This window comes from Stenotrophomonas sp. GD04054 (genome assembly GCF_029836955.1).
Taxonomy (GTDB): Bacteria; Pseudomonadota; Gammaproteobacteria; order Xanthomonadales; family Xanthomonadaceae; genus Stenotrophomonas; species Stenotrophomonas maltophilia_A.
This window is the reverse complement of record NZ_JAOECR010000002.1, coordinates 99425-116993: the sequence shown is the minus strand read 5'-3', so window position 1 is coordinate 116993 and position 17569 is coordinate 99425. Positions and strand designations below refer to the sequence as shown.

Sequence of the window (17569 nt, the reverse complement as noted above, 5' to 3'; positions counted from 1 at the left end):
ACACCGATGCCAACGGAATTTTTCGGGCCACCCGCTAGGCTGCGCCACCGGTCCCTGCATGGATGCTTTGCCGATGACTGCAGTCGCGCTGTCGTGGTCCGATTCGCCGAAGCTGCCGCGCATGGCGGCATGGCTGGTGGTGCTGCTGGTGCATGGGTTGATGGCAGTGTGGCTGCTGGGCAGCGGTAGGATGACGCTGCGCAGCGACGAAGGCGCAAGGATCTCGCTGCGCTGGCTGCCACCGGAACCGCCGACGCTGGCGCCTCTACAGCCTACCCTGCGCTCCGCACAGGTGACGCGTCCGGCCGCTTCGGCGATGCCACGTCCTGCCCCGGCTGCCCAGACAGATTCCACCCTACCAGCCGCAGGGGAAACGGCCGTTGCGGCGCCGCTGATCCTGGGCCTCCCGGCGGGCAGCATCGACGGTGGCGACGGCATCAGCGCTGCGGGTGTCGCTCCGCGCCTTATTGGTCGCCGCGAGATACACCCGGCATTCGCGCCGCGCCGCAATTACTTCCGGATCCGCCGGCAGATGACGCCGGAGCAGATCGTGCATGGCGTAGCGCAACTGCTGGGTTTGTGGCCACCGGGATACATCGTCGACCCCTGCGAGCTGGGCCGGCAGGACATGGATTACTTCCAGAATGCCGTCGAAGAAGCCGACCGCGACATGCTGCGTGCGGCAGTGCTGCAGGTGAGTGCCCGCTGCCGGTAGCTCGACAGCTATATGCTTTATGTAGAGTCGAGCCATGCTCGACTGCTCTTCGCGAGATGCAGCCGAGCATGGCTCGGCTCTACCGAAGAACGAAAAGCAGTCGAGCATGGCTCGACTCTACAAAGAGCGAACAGCGGTCAAGCAGCCACGTCGTTACAACTGGATCCAGGTGGCCTTGATCTCGCTGTACTTGTCGAAGGCGTGCAGTGACTTGTCGCGGCCGTTGCCGGACTGCTTGTAGCCGCCGAACGGTGCGGTCATGTCGCCGCCATCCCAGCCGTTCACCCAGACGCTGCCGGCGCGCAGCTGGCGCGCGACGCGGTGGGCACGGCCCAGATCGCGCGTCCACAGACCGGCGGCCAGCCCGTAGCGGCTGTCGTTGGCCACGCGCACGGCTTCTGCCTCGTCGTCGAAACCGAGCACCGCCAGCACCGGCCCGAACACTTCCTCGCGTGCCAAGGCCTGCTCCGGGCGCACCTGGTCGAACACCGTCGGCTGCACATAGCTGCCACCCGCCTCCACCTCGGCACGATGCCCGCCCAGCAGCAGGCGGGCACCTTCAGCTTCGGCGCGTGCGATATCCCGCATCACCTTGTCCAGATGCGCGGCGTCCACCAGCGCGCCCATCGGCGCGTCGGCGTCCAGCGGATGCTGCGGCTGCATGTGCTGGCCATAAGCAACTACCTGGTGCACGAAATCCTCACGGATCGAGCGCTGCACCAGCAAGCGCGACCCGGCGGTACAGACTTCGCCCTGGTTGAAGAAGATGCCCTGCGCCACGGCCTTGGCCGCCGCGTCCAGATCGGGAGCGTCGGCGAACACCACGTGCGGGCTCTTGCCGCCGCATTCCAGCCAGACCCGCTTGAGGTTGGATCGCCCGGAATACTCCAGCAGCTTCGCGCCGGTGGCAGTGGAACCGGTGAACGCCAACACATCCACGTCCATGTGCAGGGCCAGCGGTTCGCCAACGCGCGCGCCATGGCCCGGCAGCACGTTCAGCACGCCCTCCGGCAGGCCCGCCTCGGCGGCCAGCGCCGCCAGCCGCAGCGCACTCAGCGGCGACCGCTCCGAAGGCTTGAGCACCACCGAGTTGCCCATCGCCAGCGCCGGCGCGATCTTCCAACAGGCCATCAGCAACGGGAAATTCCACGGCACGATGGCCGCCACCACGCCAGCGGCTTCGCGGGTGACCAGTCCGAGTTCGTGCGGGCCAGTCGGCGCGATCTCGCCATACAGTTTGTCCACCGCTTCGGCGGTCCAGGTCAGGCAGCGCACCACACCGGGCAGGTCGATACGGCGTGCGTCACGGACCGGCTTGCCCATGTCCAGGGTTTCCAGCAGCGCCAGTTCATCGACGTACGCTTCCACCAGCGCGGCCAGCGCCAGCAACACGCGCTTGCGATGCGCCGGGCTCGCCTGCGACCAGTGGCCCGCCTCGAAGCTGCGCCGCGCGGCCAGTACCGCGCGTTCGACATCCTGCGCGTCGCAGTCGGCAACCGCGCCCAGCACGCGACCATCGATCGGGCTGATGCAGTCGAAGCGGGCGCCGCTGGCGGCATCGACATAACGGCCATCGATGAAGGCCTGGCCCGGCATCGAGAGCTGAAGGGACAGCGCCTGCCAGTGGCTGCGGTCGGGGAAATCGGCCATGGGAAGCTCCAGCGGTCAACGAGCTTTGGTTATACCGGGACCGCCGCGACTCCACCGTGACGCGGCTGCGCTACATTCGTCGCATCGGACCCGATGGAGCTGGCATGAAGCGTCCCGAAAGCGATCTGCACGACCTGGCCACCCAGCGTCCCGAGTCACTGGACGCGTACTGGATGCCGTTCACCGCCAACCGCCAGTACAAGGCCGCGCCGCGCATGCTGGTACGCGCCGAAGGCATGCACTACGAGGACGTCGACGGCCGCCAGATCCTCGACGGCACCGCCGGCCTGTGGTGCTGCAACGCCGGCCACGCCCGCCCACGCATCGTCGAGGCCATCGTCGAGCAGGCACGCACCCTCGACTATTCGCCGGCCTTCCAGATGGGCTCGCCGCCGGCCTTCGCACTGGCGCAGCGGCTGGCCGCACTGGCGCCTGCCCCGCTCAACCATGTGTTCTTCACCAGCTCCGGCTCCGAGGCGGTGGATACCGCGATGAAGATCGCGCTGGCCTATCACCGCCAGCGTGGCGAGGGCCAGCGCACCCGCTTCATCAGCCGCGAGAAGGCTTACCACGGGGTCGGTTTCGGCGGCATGGCGCTGGGTGGGCTGCCCAACAACCGCAGGGCGTTCGGCCTGCAGCTGGGCGGCGTGGACTACCTGCGGCATACCCTGGACCTGCCGCGCAATGCGTTCAGCAAGGGCCTGCCACGCCAGGGCGCGGAGCTGGCCGACGACCTGGAACGGCTGATCGCGCTGCACGATGCCTCGACCATCGCGGCGGTGTTCGTCGAGCCCATTGCCGGTTCGGCCGGGGTGATCCTGCCCGCGCCCGGCTACCTCCAGCGCCTGCGCGAGCTGTGCGACCACCACGGCATCCTGCTGGTGTTCGACGAGGTCATCACCGGTTTCGGCCGGGTCGGCATGCCCTTCGCCGCGCAGCGCTTCGGGGTCACCCCGGACCTGCTGACCTTCGCCAAGGCGGTCAGCAACGGCGCGGTGCCGCTGGGTGGCGTGCTGGCCAGCGACGCCGTGCATGCAACCCTGATGCAGGCACCGCCACAGGCCATCGAGCTGTTCCACGGCTATACCTACTCGGGGCATCCGCTGGCCTGTGCGGCGGCGCTGGCCACGCTGGACGTCTATACCGAGGAGCGCTTGTTCGAGCGTGCCATCGAGCTGGGCGAATACTGGCAGGAACGGCTGCATGCGCTGCAGGGCCTGCCCAACGTGATCGACATCCGCAACTTCGGGCTGGTCGGCGCGGTCGAGCTGGCGCCGCGCCGCGATGCCCCCGGCAGCCGTGGCTACGAGGTGTTCCGGCGCTGCTTCCAGGACGGCCGGCTGCTGGTGCGCTGTACCGGCGACATCATCGCGCTGTCGCCACCACTGATCGTGGACAAGGCGCAGATCGACCAGATCACCAGCATCCTGGGCGAGATGATCCGGGCCACCGCCTGAGCCCGGGCCGGCGGTGGCGAGCGGGTACAATGCGCGGTTCCGCTCCTGCTCGCTGCCGTGCCCATGGATATCGTCGTCAAAGAAGAACTCAAGGCCTACATCGACCCGCTGACCGCGGACGAACATGACGCGCTGGAGCGCAGCATCCTGGCCGAAGGCTGCCGCGATGCGCTGGTGCTGTGGGGTGATGTGCTGGTCGATGGCCACAACCGTTTCGGCATCTGCCAGAAGCATGGCCTGCCCTTCAATACCGTGCAGAACACCCGCTTCCAGAGCATGGAAGACGTGCATCTGTGGATGATCGAGCAGCACCTGGGCCGCCGCAGCGTGTCCGACTTCCAGCGCGGCGTGCTGGCGCTGCGCAAGCGCGACATCCTGGCCGCCCGCAAGCAGATCGAGCAGGCGCAGCTGCAACGCGAGAGCGACGGCACCGCCGAAGCCATCGAGGACGCGGGTGAGGACAGCCCGCCGTGGGAGCCGGCACCGAAGATCAGCCGCGCCGAGCTGGCCCGCGAGGCCAAGCTGAGCACCAGCCAGGTCGGCATGATCGAACGCATCCACGCCCAGGCCGCGGCCGAGGTGGTGGAAGCGGTGAAGGCCGGCGTGATCTCGATCAGCGCTGCTGCTGCCGTGGCCGACCTGCCGGAAGACGAGCAGCGCGCCGCTGCCGCCGGTGGCAAGGATGAGCTGAAGCAGGCCGCCAAGCGCGTGCGCGAGTCCAAGCGCAAGCCGCGTGCACCGAAGCCGGAAGCAGCCGAGATGGACTTCGAGGAAGCGGACGAAGAGCAGATCGCCAGCCGCGACGCCGAGGTGCTGTCGGCACTGGAGCAGCTGGGCGAGGATGCCCCGGCGCTGCGCCGCCGCGTGGTCGCGCTGACCCGCGAGAACGACACCCTGCGCGCGCAGCTGGCGGCGTTGCGCAAGCAGCTCGAAGCGCTCTGAACCAACGGGTAGTGCCGGCCGCTGGCCGGCAACCCCATGAACGTTCCGGGTGCGTTGCGGATGCCGGCCAGCGGCCGGCACTACCAGATGCTCATGCCGTGCCGGTTAGACTTCCGGCATGACGTCTGCCAACGATCCGCGCCGCGCACAGCTGCGGCGCCTGAAAGCCCTCGCGCTGGGACTGCTGCTGTTGATGCTGGCCGGTTTCGCGATCAGCCACTGGCAAGGCGAGCGCGGCATCTGGGCGTGGGTTTCGGCCTTCTGCGAAGCAGCGGCCGTGGGCGCACTGGCCGACTGGTTCGCGGTCGTCGCGCTGTTCCGGCGGCCGATGGGCCTGCCGATCCCGCATACGGCAATCATCCCACGCAGCAAGGAACGCATCGGCGACAGCCTGGCCCTGTTCGTGCGCGACCAGTTCCTGGAGCCGGGTGTGCTGCTGGCCAAGCTGCAGGTGTTCGATCCGGCCAGCCGCCTCGGCAGTTGGCTGGCCGATCCGGCGCGCTCACGGATGCTGGCCGACATGGCCCGCGGCTGGGCCTTGCAGGCACTGGACTTCTTCGACGAAACCGCGGTGCGCCGGCAGCTGCACGCCTTCGTGGTGCAGCAACTGCGGCAGTGGAATGCCGCCGCCACCGCCGGTGAGCTGCTGGCCCTGCTGACCGCCGATGGGCGCCACCAGCGCGTGCTGGACGAGGGCCTGCAGCGCTTGGGACGCTGGCTGGAGCAGCCGGAAGTGAAGGAGCGCGCCTCGCAGCTGATCGTGCGCTACATCCAGCGCGAATGGCCGACATTGTCGAGCACGGTGAACTGGGTCAAGCCGATCGACGAGATCGGCGACAGCCTGGCCGAGCGCCTGGCGCGTGCGGTGCTGGAAGAACTGCAGCAGGTGCTGGCCGAGCCGCAGCATCCGCTGCGCCAGGACTACGAGAGCTGGCTGCAGAACTACGTGCAGCGCCTGCGCGAGGACCCGGCGCTGGCCGAGCGCATCGAGCAGCTCAAGCAGGAAATGATCGACCACCCCGCTCTGCAGGACTACGTGCAGGGTCTGTGGGCGCGCATCCACGCCAGCCTGCGCAGCGACCTGCAGCGCGAGGACTCGGCGCTGGTCGGCCACCTGCAGCGCAGCCTCGCCTCGCTGGGCAGCAGCCTGCAGGCCGACCCGGCCCTGCGCGAGGCGCTCAACCAGCATCTGCTGGAAGGCGCACAGCGGCTGACCGGGCGCTTGCGCGAGGGCGTGACCACGCATATCGCGCAGACCGTGAAGAGCTGGGACGAGCGGCATCTGGTCGAACAGCTGGAACTGAGCGTGGGCCGCGACCTGCAGTTCATCCGCTTCAACGGCACCCTGGTGGGCGGCCTGATCGGCCTGCTGCTGCATGCAGCGACGGTGGTGTTCAGGTTCTAGGCGCCCATGCGGTAGTCGATCCACGTCCTGCGTGGAGACGGAATTCGTCACGCTTGATTAACGAAATGCGAATGCCTATCATTTGCCGATCGGTTGTACGCTTAGCCAAGCGGGGCACGGAAGCACGCACCCACCCGCCCCTTCGCCCGTGTACATCCCCCGACTACCGGGTCGCCCGCATTACACGGGTGGCGCACCGTCGATGGGACCTGCTGGGCGACGTGCGCGGAGCGCACGGCTGCTGCGTCTGCGCATTCCATCGCTTGTTTCGTCCTGCATGGAATCGCACTGATGGCAATGCCGCTGAACCACCCTCGTCCCACTCTGCTGGCCCTGGCCGTGACCGCACTGATGATCGCCCCGCTGGCCCACGCCGACGGCACTGCCGATCCTTCCGCACGCACGCTGGATACAGTGAAGGTGACCGCCGATGGCGAGATTCCCAACAGCTATACGGTGAAGGGGGCGCGCAGCGCGACCAAGCTCGACCTGTCACTACGCGAGACTCCGCAATCGGTGACGGTGGTGACCCGCCAGCGCCTGGATGACATGGGCCTGTTCTCGTTGTCGGACGTGATGGGCCAGGTCACCGGCGTCAGCGTGTCGGTCACCGACAGCGAGCGCATCAACTATGTTTCGCGTGGCTACACCATCGAAAACTTCCAGGTCGATGGCATGCTCAATACGTTCGGAGGCTCGGTCAAGACCAACACCGACAACGTCATCTACGAGCGTATCGAAGTGATCCGCGGTGCCACCGGCCTGACCACCGGCGCGGGCGATCCGTCCGGCACCATCAGCATGATCCGCAAGCGTCCGACCGACACCTTCCAGATGGGTGCCAACCTGACCCTCGGCCGCTGGAGCAACCGGCGCCTGGAAGCCGACCTTGGCGGCCCCATCGCCTGGGACGGCCGCATCCGTGCACGCATCGTGGCCGCCAAGCAGCAGAGTGATTCGTTCCGCGACGTCTACGCACTGGACAAGGACGTGTTCTATGGCATCGTCCAGGCCGATCTGAGCGATAGCACGCTGTTCGAAGTGGGCTATGAATACCAGTCACCCCGCAGCACCGGCGTGACCTGGGGTGTAGTGCCCTATTGGGGGGAAGACGGCACGCCGGCCAACCTGCCGCGCTCGACCAACCTGTCCGCGTCGTGGAGCAGCTGGCCGATCGTGGAGAAGACCACCTTCGCGCGGCTGGAACAGCAACTGGGCGACGGCTGGTCGGTGAAGGGCAACGTCAGCCATGCGGTGCGCGATACCGACGGCAGCGTCTGGTACGGTGCGGCCGGCAATCCGAGCGCGGACGGCACCGGCATAACGGCCTACATCTCGCACTTCAACCAGCACAGCACGATGGACGTGTTCGACGTCAACGTGGGGGGGCCGTTCAAGCTGTTCGGTCGCGAGCATGAGCTTGTGTTCGGCCTGGGCCAATCGGTTCGCAAGGGCGAATCGGAAGCAATGGATTTCAACTACGACACGGCCTATGCGAAGGTGCCTGACTGGCGGCACTGGACCGGCAACGTCCCGGTATTGCCGGTCACCCGTCTCGGCCGCCTGTCATCACAGGATGAGCTGCGCCAGCGCGCCGCCTACCTCGCCGCGCGCCTGCGACTTGCCGATCCGCTGCTGGCCGTAATCGGCGCACGCTACGGCAGCTGGGAAACCCGCAAGTGGGACTATTCCTACGACGCCACCGGCAACCGCAATGGCACCAGGCGCAACGGCTACAAGCCCGACGATATGCTCACCCCGTATGCCGGCCTGATCTACGACTTCAACTCGATTTTCAGCGCCTACGTCAGCTACACCGATATCTTCAAGCCGCAGAGCAACCGCGACCGCAACGGCAACTTCCTGGAACCGGTAGTCGGCAACATGTACGAAGCTGGCGTCAAAGCCGAGTTCTTCGGCGGCCTGCTCAATGCCTCCGCCGCCGTATTCGAGGGCAAGCAGGACAACGTCGCCGAGAAGGATGATTCGGTACCGGTCAACTCGCTGCCCGGCGGTGAGCAGGCCTACCGCTCCACCGGCAAGGGCAACAAGGTCAAGGGCTGGGAAATCGAAACCCAGGGCAGCATCGGCGAGCAGTGGAACGTCTCGGCAGGCTTCGCCCACACCGTCATCCGCAACAAGGATGGCGTGCTGCAGCGGACCACGACCCCGCAGGATACCTTCCGCCTCAACACCAGCTGGCGCCCCGGTGGTATCGATGGCCGCTTCTGGCTGGGTGGCGGCGTGACCTGGCAGAGCCGCATCTGGAACACCAGCACCAAGGCGGATCGCAGCAAGGCCAACATCACCCAGGACGCCTTCTACCTGCTGAACCTGGCCGGCGGCTATCGCTTCAACGAGAACTTCAGCGCGCAGCTGAACATCAACAACCTGCTGGACAAGAAGTACTTCAACAACGTCGGTTTCTACAACGGCGTGTACTGGGGCGAACCACGCAATGTCACCGTGACACTGCGCTGGAAGCTCTGACCCTCGATGGATGGCACCGGTTCTGCGACCGGTGCCCGGCCACGGATGGCCAACCCCGGCGCGCTGCGGTGCGCCGGTTCCTTTTCACTGAAACCTGCAGGAACGCCGTGGACCGCTCGCCCGCAACCGCCAGCCCCCGCACCTTCTTCTCCAACCCGCGCTGGGGCGTGCTGTCACGCTCGCTGGCGGCGATCTTCGGCGGCTACGCGCTGGCTTCCGTGACCAGCGTATTCTGCGCGGTGGCGCTGCCCGGCGCACGTGGCCAGACCGTGCTGACCGGCATGCTGCTGGCCATTCTGGTGGCCGCCTGCGCGGCGCTGTGGGCGTTCGCCACCCGCAGTGCGCTGCGTGCGTGGGTCGGCATCCTCGCCCCCACCCTGCTGATGGCAGTCATCGCGCGCATGCTGGGGGCCTGGGCATGAAGAACGGATTCCGCCAGTCGATGGCCTGGCTGCACACCTGGACCGGCCTGCTGGTCGGCTGGCTGCTGTTGCTGATCTTCATGGCCGGCACGGCCAGCTACTACCGCGAGGAAATCAGCCGCTGGATGCGCCCGGAACTGCCCTCCAGCAACGTCAGCATCGATGTGGCCGCGCAGCGTGCCGTGGACTACCTGCAGGCCAACGCCGCGCAGGCCGAGAACTGGTTCGTCACCCTGCCACAACCGCGCAACCCGGCCATGCAGATGTTCTGGCGGCTGCCGCCGGAGCTGGCCGACCCCAGCCGTGGCCGTCGAGGGGGCTTCGGCGACGCAACACTGGACCCGAACACCGGGCAGGCACTGAAGGCCCGCGAGACTCGCGGCGGTGATTTCTTCTACCGCCTGCATTTCGACCTGCACTACATCCCGGTGCTGTGGGCGCGCTATCTGGTCGGCTTCTGCGCGATGTTCATGCTGGTGGCAATCATCACCGGCGTCATCACCCACAAGAAAATCTTCAAGGACTTCTTCACTTTCCGCAAGGACAAGGGCCTGCGTTCCTGGCTCGATTTCCACAACGTCAGCGCGGTGATGGCCCTGCCCTACCACGCGATGATCACCTACACCGGCATCGTCACCCTGATGATCATGTACCTGCCGTGGGGCGTGAAGGTGGCCTACCCGCAGGACGAGGATGCGTTCTACAGCGAGGCCTTCGGTGGCATGCCGGAGGTGACTGCACCTGCCGAAGGCCGCGCCACGCCGCTGCCGATCGCGCAGCTGCTGGACAGCGCGCGAGCGCATTGGCACGGCGTGGAAGTGGCCGGCTTCACCGTGTCCAACCCGGGCGCGGCCAATGCAGTGATCGACATCCGCCAGCGTGACGGCAAGCGCCTGTCCACCGACACCCCGGCCGTGCGCTACGACATGGTCAATGGCACGCTGCTGGAAGAAACACCGCCTTCCGGTGGCGCCACCGCCACCCGCGGCGTGCTGTACGGCCTGCACCTGGCGCGCTTCGCCGACTGGGGCCTGCGCGCACTGTTCTTCCTGTCCGGCCTGGTCGGCTGCCTGATGGTGGCCAGCGGCGTGGTGCTGTGGGCGGTGAAGGAACGGCCCAAGCACGCCAAGAGTGGCCGCACAGGCTTCGGCCTGCGCCTGGTCGATGCGTTGAACATCGGTACCGTGGCCGGCCTGCCGATCGCCTTTGCAGCGTACTTCTGGGGCAACCGCCTGCTGCCGCTGGACATCGCCGAACGCTCCAGCGCCGAGGCCAACGTGTTCTTCTACGCCTGGGGCGCGGCACTGCTGGCCGCCTTCATCTGGCCGAAGCGGATGATGTGGGCCTGGCAGCTGTACCTGGGCGCAGCCGCGTTCGCGCTGGTGCCGGTGGTCAATGCGCTGACCACGCATGCGCACCTGGGCAACACCCTGCGCAACGGGGACTGGGTGCTGGCTGGCTTTGATCTGTCGATGATCGCGTTCGGCGCGATGCTGGCGCTGTGCGGCTGGCGCATGCAGCGCTGGACACCACCGCTGAGCGCGGCCGAGAAGAAGAAGCGTGCAGCAGCGGCGGCGGCGCCCAAGGCCCCGGTGGACGCTGCAGAAACCGCCGAAGCGGAGGCCAGCGCATGATGCTGCTGGCATTGACCCTGTCGTTCTCTGCGTTCACCGCGCTGTCGCTGGCGATGGAGAAGCACCAGCACGACCTGCACGGCAAGGCTGCAGCCACCCCGGCACGGCGCACGCAGTGGCGGGTGCTGGGTTGGGTGCTGCTGACGGTAGCGTTCGCATTGTGCGTGGTCGACCACGGCTGGGCGATGGGCCCGGTGCTGTGGCTGGGCGTGATGACCGTGGGCGGCGTGGTGCTGTCGTTCGGGTTGTACCCGTACCGGCCGAAATGGATCGCGCCGCTGGCGATCGCGCTGCCCGTGGCCGGGCTGCTGGTGGCGTTGCTGTAACCGCCATCCACGCATGGCGTGGATCTACTGAACAGCCCTCCACGCATGGCGTGGATGTACCGGCCAGATATGGGGAGTGCCGGCCGCTGGCCGGCATCCCATGAACCCTCTGCGGATCTGACACCGTTGCCGGCCAGCGGCCGGCATTACCGGACTTACCCCAACCGCTTCAGTTCCCACGCGCGGTGGATGCGCGCGTTGCGCTCGAAATCCGGGCCGATGGTGCGTGCGGTGATCTCGCGGCACTGGGCAAATTCGGCGATGGCGTTCTCTTCCAGCTTGAAGCGGCGGAAGTTGTTGGAGAAGTACAGCACGCCACCCGGTGCCAGCCGCGCCACCGCCGCGCGCAGCAGCTTCAACTGCTCGCGCTGCACGTCGAAGTCATCGGCGCGTGCGGAGTTGGAGAAGGTCGGCGGATCGCAGAAAATCACGTCGTACTGGCCACGGTCGCCTTCCAACCACGCCATCGCATCGGCCTGCACCAGGAGGTGCTGGTTGCCGCCCTGCCCGTTCAACGCCAGGTTGTCGTAGCACCACTGCAGGTAAGTGGCCGACAGGTCGACGCTGGTAGTGCTGGCCGCACCGGCCACCGCGGCCTGCACGCTGGCCACGCCGGTGTAGCAGAACAGGTTGAGGAAACGCTTGCCACGCGCCTGCTCGGCCATCATCCGGCGCAGCGGGCGGTGGTCGAGGAACAGGCCGGTGTCCAGGTAGTCGAACAGATTCACCTGCAGCAGCGCGTTGTTCTCGCGCACCACGATGAACTCGTCACGCTGCTCGAAACGGCCGTACTTGCTGCCGCCCTTGCCGCGCTCGCGCGACTTCATCGACACCTGTTCCGGCGGCACGCCGAATACTTCGCGCGCGGCCGCCAGCAGCTCGTTGCGGCGGCGGCGCACGTCGTTCTCCGGAATCGCCGCCGGTGCGGCGTATTCCTGCACATGCAGGAAGGTGCGGCGCTTGCCACCGTCTTCCTCGTAGACATCGATGGCCGCCGCGTACTCCGGCAGATCGGCATCGTAGGCGCGGAAGCAGGTGATGTCCTCGCGGGCACGCCAGCTCTTGAACTTCTTCAGGTTCTTGCGCAGGCGGTTGGCCACCATCTGCGCACCTTCGCTCAGCTCGCGCGGCTGCGCCGGGTCACGGCCCGGCACGGCGATCGGGTCGCAGACGATCAGCGCGCATTCCAGCGCACCGTTGAACATCTGGTACTTCTTGCCCGCACGCAGGCCGGTGGCAAAAGCCAGTTCGTCATTGCCGCACAGCAGGCTGGCGCGCCACTGCGGCACCGCTTTCTGCAGGGCATTGCCGAGTGCGCGGTACAGCGCCGGGTCGGCGGCCAGGCGTTCGTCATACGGCGGGTTGCAGACCACCGCACCGATCTCCTGCTCCGGTGCGGCCAGGTCGGCGACGTCGGCGCGGGTGAAGCGGATCGCGTGGGCGACACCGGCCACCTCGGCATTCTCGCGTGCCGCCTGGATCGCGGTCGGGTCGATGTCGCTGCCGTGGATGACCGGCTTCAGCGCGGCCAGGCCAGCCGCTTCGCGGTCACGCGCCTCGCTCTGGATGCTCTTCCAGGCGGCCTTGTCGAAGCCCAGCCAGCGGCTCGGCGGCAGGCTGCCGTGGCGCATCAGGCCGGGAGCAACGTCGGCGGCCATCAGCGCGCCTTCGATCAGCAGCGTGCCGCTGCCGCACATCGGGTCCAGCAGGCCGCCACCGGCGGCGTGCAGCCGCGGCCACTGCGCGCGCAGCAGCAGCGCGGCGGCCAGATTTTCCTTCAGCGGTGCCTCGTGAGCGGCGCCGCGCCAGCCACGGCGATGCAACGGGCCGCCGCCGAGGTCGATCGACAGCGAGGCACGGCCTTTGCGCAGTGACAGGTTGACCCGCACATCCGGCAGGTCGGTGTTGACCGACGGGCGCTCCAGGCCTTCATCACGCATGCGGTCGACGATGGCGTCCTTGATCCGCTGCGCGGCAAAGCGGGCATGGGTGATCTTGTCGCCCGACACGTGCGCGTCCACCGCCAGGGTCATCTCCGGCTTGATGTGCTCGTGCCAAGGCAGCGCACGCACGCCGTCATACAGGGCCTGCTCGTCCGGGCAGTCGAACTCGTCGATCGGCCACAGCACGCGGCTGGCCAGGCGCGACCACATCACGATCCGCAGCGCCTGCTCCAGTTCGCCCTCGGCGTTGACGCCAGCAATGGTGGCAGTGGCCTTGCCAAGGCCCAGGGCCGACAGTTCATCGGCAAGCAGGTATTCCAGGCCCTTGGCGCAGGAGACGAAGAATTTCACAGGATCGGTTCGCAGGTGGTCGGGCGCGGCACAGGGGCCGGGCCAGTCGGAAAGGAGGGCCGTAGGCACGGCCGGCAGGCCCGCGCCGGGGGCGGCGGGGCTGCCATTGTAGTCAATGCGGGCGGGCGCGCCGTGCGCCCGGGCTTCACAGTTGCCGCAGCAAGCGCTCGAAGGCCTGCGCGGAGGCCTCCACGTGGTGCTCCAGGCGGTGGCCGTCGTCGACCAGCAGCAGCTGCGCCGAACGCGCCTGGGCCCAGGCGATCACTCCAGCGGCCGGCACCACATCGTCATGCCAGGCCTGGACCACGGTGGTCGGCACGGCGGCGGCGTCCAGCGCCGGCATCGGGCCCATCGTGGTCGGCGGCACCATCAGGAACAGGCCGGCGACCGGGACCTGTAACGAGGCGATGGCGGAGATGTAGGCGCCCAGGCTGGAACCGGCCAGCACCACCGGGCCCTGCTGGGCAGAGATGGCGGTGCGTTCGACCAGGCGGCGCAGGCGGGTCGGCACATCGCCCACCCGGCTGACCTCGCTCATCGCGTCCAGGTCGGTGTAGTCCGGGCGCTCATGGGTCCAGCCCAGGCGCTGCGCCACGTCGGCCAGCGCGGTGACCTTGGTCGCCTCCGGGCCGCTCTCGAAACCGTGGGACAGGATGCAGTGGCCGCGGCTCATGCGCGCGCTCCATGGGAGCGGACCGACGAGGAAAGGGAAGGAAGGTTCATGCCGCAATGCTAGCATCGCCGGATGCCCAACCCGCTCCTGCCCGGCCTGCAGCTGCAGCCCCTGCCCTACGAAGACCGTCTGCCACTGCGCGACCCGGCCACGCTGGAGATGGTGGTGATCCACTGCACCGAGCTGCCCGATCTGGCGATGGCCCGTGAGTACGGCGAGCGCGTGCTGTATGACAGCGGCGCCGGCAACAGCGGCCACTTCTACATCGACCGCGATGGCAGCGTGGTGCAGTACGTGGCGCCGGAGCGCGTGGCCCACCACGTGCGCGGCATGAACGCACACACGCTGGGCATCGAGCTGGTCAACACCGGCCGCTACCCGCACTGGTTCGACAGCCGCCAGCAGGCGATGGACGAGCCCTACACCGAGGCACAGCTGCAGGCGCTGGAAGGCCTGCTGCAGGCGCTGGTGGCGCACTATCCGTCGCTGCGGCGGATTGCCGGGCATGACCAGCTGGACCTGGAGCAGGTGCCGGCCAGCGATGACCCGGCGCTGATGGTGGCACGCAAGCGTGATCCGGGGCCGTTGTTCCCGTGGGCGCGGATCCTGGCGAAGGTGCCGTTGCAGCCGGTTGGGTAAGCGGCAGGGCTGCGCCCTGCACCCGCAGAAGCAACATCAACGTCAAGAGCTGGCATTCCGCAGGATGGCGGGGTGGGTCCGGTTGCGAGGGACGCCGTAAACCCGTCCATGGGGGCTTGGCCGCGGCATCCATGCCGCGGACACCCTCGCAACCGGACCCACCCCGCCTTCGACAGATCTCTGCTGCTGTTGGTGGGTGTCGACCTTGGTCGACACGGGGTCGGATCCCGTTGCTACGCAACGGGCTCTGACCCGGATTTTCAGTTGATGGGGGCAGAGCCGTTTTCCGTTGGAAAACGGATCCGACCCCGCGCGCCTCAGGCGCCGGTCGCCACCGGGCGGCTGCTGTCGCTGACCCAGCCGCTCCAGGAATCGGCGTAGATGCGTGCGCCGGACAGACCGGCCGCTTCCATCGCCAGCAACAGGTGGCAGGCGGTCACGCCGGAGCCGCACATCAGCACCACCTGCTGCGGATCACGGTTGCCGATCACGCCCTGCAGTTCGGCGCGCAGTTCCTGTGCATCACGCAGGCGGCCGTCGGCGACGTTCAACGCAAACGGACGGTTGACCGCGCCGGGCACGTGGCCGGCGACCGGGTCCAGCGGCTCCACTTCGCCGCGGAAGCGCTCGCCTGCGCGTGCGTCGACCAACCAGCCCGGCGCGTGCTTCAGGCGTGCGCTGATTTCCTCGGCATTGGCGATCTGGGTGGTGTCGAAACGGCCCGGGTAAACCGGCAGCGCGGTCACCTCATCCTGCCCCGTCGCCAAGGGATGCCCTGCGCCCTGCCATGCGGCGATGCCACCATCAAGCACGGCCACCTTGCTGTGCCCGATCAGGCGCAGCAGCCACCACAGGCGCGAGGCGGCCATGCTGCCATCGCTGCCGTCGTAGACCACCACCTGGGTGTCGGGACCGATGCCCCACTGGCCCAGTTTCGCGGCGAAGGCATCGCTGTCCGGCAGCGGGTGACGGCCGTGGCCGCTGCGGGTCAGATCCGACAGGTCCCGATTGAGGTCGGCATACACCGCGCCCGGAACATGCCCCGCCAGATACTGGCCGTTACCCGCCTGCGGATCGGCCAGCGAGGAACGTGCATCGACCACGCGTACGGCGGCACTGGCAGTAGCACGTGCGTCGACCACGCGAACGCCCTCGCCCAATGCAGCGGCCAGGGTGGCGACATCGACCAGGGTGGTCCACGGCGGATCGATCGGCTTCATTGCACTTGCTCCAGGCGGCGACGCAGGTTGTAGAGGATGGCGGCGGTGGCGCCCCAGATGCGCTGGCCGGGCCAGCCGTATTCAAGGACGTGGCGGACGCGGCCGCGATGATTGATTTCGACCTGGCGCAGGTTGTCGGCGGCCATCAGGTAATTCAGCGGCACCTCGAACACCTCGGCCACTTCGCTGGGTTGCGGCACCGGCACGAAGTCCGGATCGACCACGGCCACCACCGGCGTGACGCGGTAGCCGGTGATTGTCACAAAGGGATCGAGATAACCCAGCGCCTGCACCTGGCCCGGCGCCAGTGCGATTTCTTCCTGGCTCTCGCGCAGCGCGGCCGCCAGTGCATCGCGGTCATCGGGTTCGGTGCGGCCACCGGGGAAACCTACCTGGCCACCATGGGTGCGCAGGGTTTCGGTGCGACGGGTGAGAATGACCTGTGCGCCGTTGGCGCGCGGCACGATGCCGGCCAGTACGGCGGCTTCCACGGGTGGCCCGGGCGGCAGCAGGTCACTCAGTTCGCTGCGGTTCCAGCCGTCGCCGGCCGGCGGCTCGGCCAGTGGATGCAGCGCGCGCATCAGGCGCTCGTGATCAGCCAGCGAGCCGCGCAGTGATTGCTGCAGCTGTTCACGCAGAGGTTGCACGCGATGCAGGATGCGGCTGCGTTCCTCGTTGCTCATCGACGACCACCGCGCGATCTCATCGATATGCCGCCCGCAGCCGGTGCATTGCCGGTGCGGATCCAGCGTGCACACTCCGATGCAGGGACTTGCGACAACACGCGCCGTTTTTTCCATTGTTTGCACCCGGCAACAGTAGCGCGATTACGCTGGATTTGCGCGGGGTCAATATGCAGTGCACGGAAGCGTCGCGCTCCGCGCAAACAAAAACGCGCCGGTGGGATCACCGGCGCGTTTCGTTTACCGCTTCGATTTACTTGACGCTGATCAGCTTGATCTCGAACTGCACAGCCACGTTCGGCGGGAACGGGGTGCGCGGGTCGGCACCGTAGGCCTGGTCCGGCGGCAGGGTGACTTCCCACTTCGAGCCAGCCGGCATCTGCAGCAGGGTCTCGCGCATGGCCTTCATTTCGACTTCGCTGACCTTGATCGACGGAATCTGCTGGGCCGGGCGGGCTTCGGTCGGGCGCTGGCCGTACGGGAACGGACCGGCCACTTCCAACTGCACGGTGCTGGCCTGGGTCGGCTTGGCGCCCTTGCCGGCTTCGATCACGCGGTACTGGACGCCGCTCGGCAGGGACTGCACGCCGGCCTTGGCCTTGTTCGCCGCGATGAACTGATCGCTCTTGGTCTTGTTTTCGGCAGCAGCCTTTTCGTACTCGGCCTTGGCAGCCTGGGCACGGCCCTGCTCGCGCTTCTGGAACGCTTCAACGGCCGGCTTCAGCTGGTCGGCGGTGATCGCCGGCTGCTTCTTGGCGTAGGCGTCCTGCAGACCCTTCACCACCGAGTTGATGTCCAGCTGCTCACCACGACCGGTCAGCTCCGCCAGGTTGTTGCCGTAGTCGTAACCGAAGTAGTAGCTCAGCTTGCCCTTTTCGGACGAGACGTCCTGGGCGAAGGCATTGCCCGTCAGGGCCAGGGCCGCGACGGCGACCGCGATAGAACGCAACTTCATCAAACAGTTCTCCAGGGGTGGTAACTCAGGGACGTTCTGCGCCGCCCTGAGGCGACGGGTTAGG

15 protein-coding genes are annotated in these 17569 nt (G+C 67.5%); 9 read left to right on the top strand and 6 right to left on the bottom strand.

Going from position 1 to position 17569, the window contains the following annotated elements; genetic code table 11:
• Positions 1 to 73: 73 nt before the first annotated feature.
• Positions 74 to 715: a membrane protein gene (locus tag N7573_RS02275; RefSeq protein ID WP_049463585.1), complete on the top strand. Its 642-nt coding sequence runs from the start codon at positions 74 to 76 to the stop codon at positions 713 to 715.
• A 153-nt stretch (positions 716 to 868) separates the two neighbouring features.
• On the opposite strand, the gene N7573_RS02270 is transcribed toward N7573_RS02275, so the two are convergent.
• Complete coding sequence (locus N7573_RS02270) at positions 869 to 2365, bottom strand: aldehyde dehydrogenase (protein ID WP_279913899.1); 1497 nt, start codon at positions 2363 to 2365, stop codon at positions 869 to 871.
• Positions 2366 to 2469: 104 nt separating this feature from the next.
• On the opposite strand from N7573_RS02270, the gene N7573_RS02265 reads away from it, so the two are divergent.
• From N7573_RS02265 to N7573_RS02235, 7 genes are all read left to right on the top strand, one after another.
• Positions 2470 to 3822, top strand: a complete 1353-nt coding sequence (locus N7573_RS02265) for an aspartate aminotransferase family protein (RefSeq protein ID WP_279913898.1) — start codon at positions 2470 to 2472, stop codon at positions 3820 to 3822.
• A gap of 63 nt (positions 3823 to 3885) precedes the next feature.
• The gene (locus N7573_RS02260) at positions 3886 to 4764 is read left to right on the top strand and encodes a plasmid replication/partition related protein (RefSeq protein ID WP_032127886.1); all 879 of its coding nucleotides are present in this window, start codon (positions 3886 to 3888) and stop codon (positions 4762 to 4764) included.
• 118 nt (positions 4765 to 4882) lie between these two features.
• Positions 4883 to 6169 carry a DUF445 family protein gene (locus tag N7573_RS02255; RefSeq protein ID WP_049399889.1) on the top strand — a complete coding sequence of 429 codons (1287 nt, stop codon included), beginning with the start codon at positions 4883 to 4885 and terminating at the stop codon, positions 6167 to 6169.
• 291 nt (positions 6170 to 6460) lie between these two features.
• Entirely contained in the window at positions 6461 to 8659 is a 2199-nt protein-coding gene (locus N7573_RS02250; RefSeq protein WP_279913607.1) for a TonB-dependent siderophore receptor, read from the top strand.
• Between the two features lie 107 nt (positions 8660 to 8766).
• Entirely contained in the window at positions 8767 to 9081 is a 315-nt protein-coding gene (locus tag N7573_RS02245) for a DUF3649 domain-containing protein (RefSeq protein WP_032127889.1), read from the top strand.
• Complete coding sequence (locus tag N7573_RS02240; protein WP_071228416.1) at positions 9078 to 10715, top strand: PepSY-associated TM helix domain-containing protein; 1638 nt, start codon at positions 9078 to 9080, stop codon at positions 10713 to 10715. The genes N7573_RS02245 and N7573_RS02240 overlap by 4 nt, the downstream gene beginning before the upstream one ends.
• Positions 10712 to 11041 (top strand): DUF3325 domain-containing protein, encoded by a 330-nt coding sequence (locus N7573_RS02235; RefSeq protein WP_049399886.1) that lies wholly within the window; start codon positions 10712 to 10714, stop codon positions 11039 to 11041. Before N7573_RS02240 ends, N7573_RS02235 begins: the two co-directional genes overlap by 4 nt.
• Before the next feature lie 155 nt (positions 11042 to 11196).
• Here N7573_RS02235 and rlmKL read toward each other — a convergent pair whose 3' ends face one another.
• Both rlmKL and N7573_RS02225 read right to left on the bottom strand, forming a co-directional pair.
• On the bottom strand, positions 11197 to 13335 hold the full coding sequence (gene rlmKL, locus N7573_RS02230; RefSeq protein ID WP_049423319.1) for a bifunctional 23S rRNA (guanine(2069)-N(7))-methyltransferase RlmK/23S rRNA (guanine(2445)-N(2))-methyltransferase RlmL: 2139 nt from the start codon (positions 13333 to 13335) through the stop codon (positions 11197 to 11199).
• A gap of 145 nt (positions 13336 to 13480) precedes the next feature.
• A complete protein-coding gene (locus N7573_RS02225) occupies positions 13481 to 14008 on the bottom strand; it encodes a hypothetical protein (RefSeq protein WP_279913606.1) in 528 nt (175 codons plus the stop codon).
• Between the two features lie 72 nt (positions 14009 to 14080).
• Between N7573_RS02225 and N7573_RS02220 the strand changes: the two genes are divergently transcribed.
• The gene (locus N7573_RS02220) at positions 14081 to 14647 is read left to right on the top strand and encodes an N-acetylmuramoyl-L-alanine amidase (RefSeq protein WP_279913605.1); all 567 of its coding nucleotides are present in this window, start codon (positions 14081 to 14083) and stop codon (positions 14645 to 14647) included.
• Between the two features lie 317 nt (positions 14648 to 14964).
• Here the strand turns inward: N7573_RS02220 and N7573_RS02215 are convergent, their stop codons facing one another.
• The 3 genes from N7573_RS02215 to N7573_RS02205 all read right to left on the bottom strand — a co-directional run bounded on the left by N7573_RS02215 (position 14965) and on the right by N7573_RS02205 (position 17505).
• Complete coding sequence (locus N7573_RS02215; protein WP_279913951.1) at positions 14965 to 15867, bottom strand: sulfurtransferase; 903 nt, start codon at positions 15865 to 15867, stop codon at positions 14965 to 14967.
• Positions 15864 to 16667, bottom strand: coding sequence for a CoA pyrophosphatase (locus N7573_RS02210; RefSeq protein WP_279913952.1), 804 nt, complete (start codon positions 16665 to 16667; stop codon positions 15864 to 15866). Before N7573_RS02210 ends, N7573_RS02215 begins: the two co-directional genes overlap by 4 nt.
• 136 nt (positions 16668 to 16803) lie before the next feature.
• On the bottom strand, positions 16804 to 17505 hold the full coding sequence (locus tag N7573_RS02205) for an FKBP-type peptidyl-prolyl cis-trans isomerase N-terminal domain-containing protein (RefSeq protein WP_279913953.1): 702 nt from the start codon (positions 17503 to 17505) through the stop codon (positions 16804 to 16806).
• Positions 17506 to 17569: the final 64 nt, after the last annotated feature.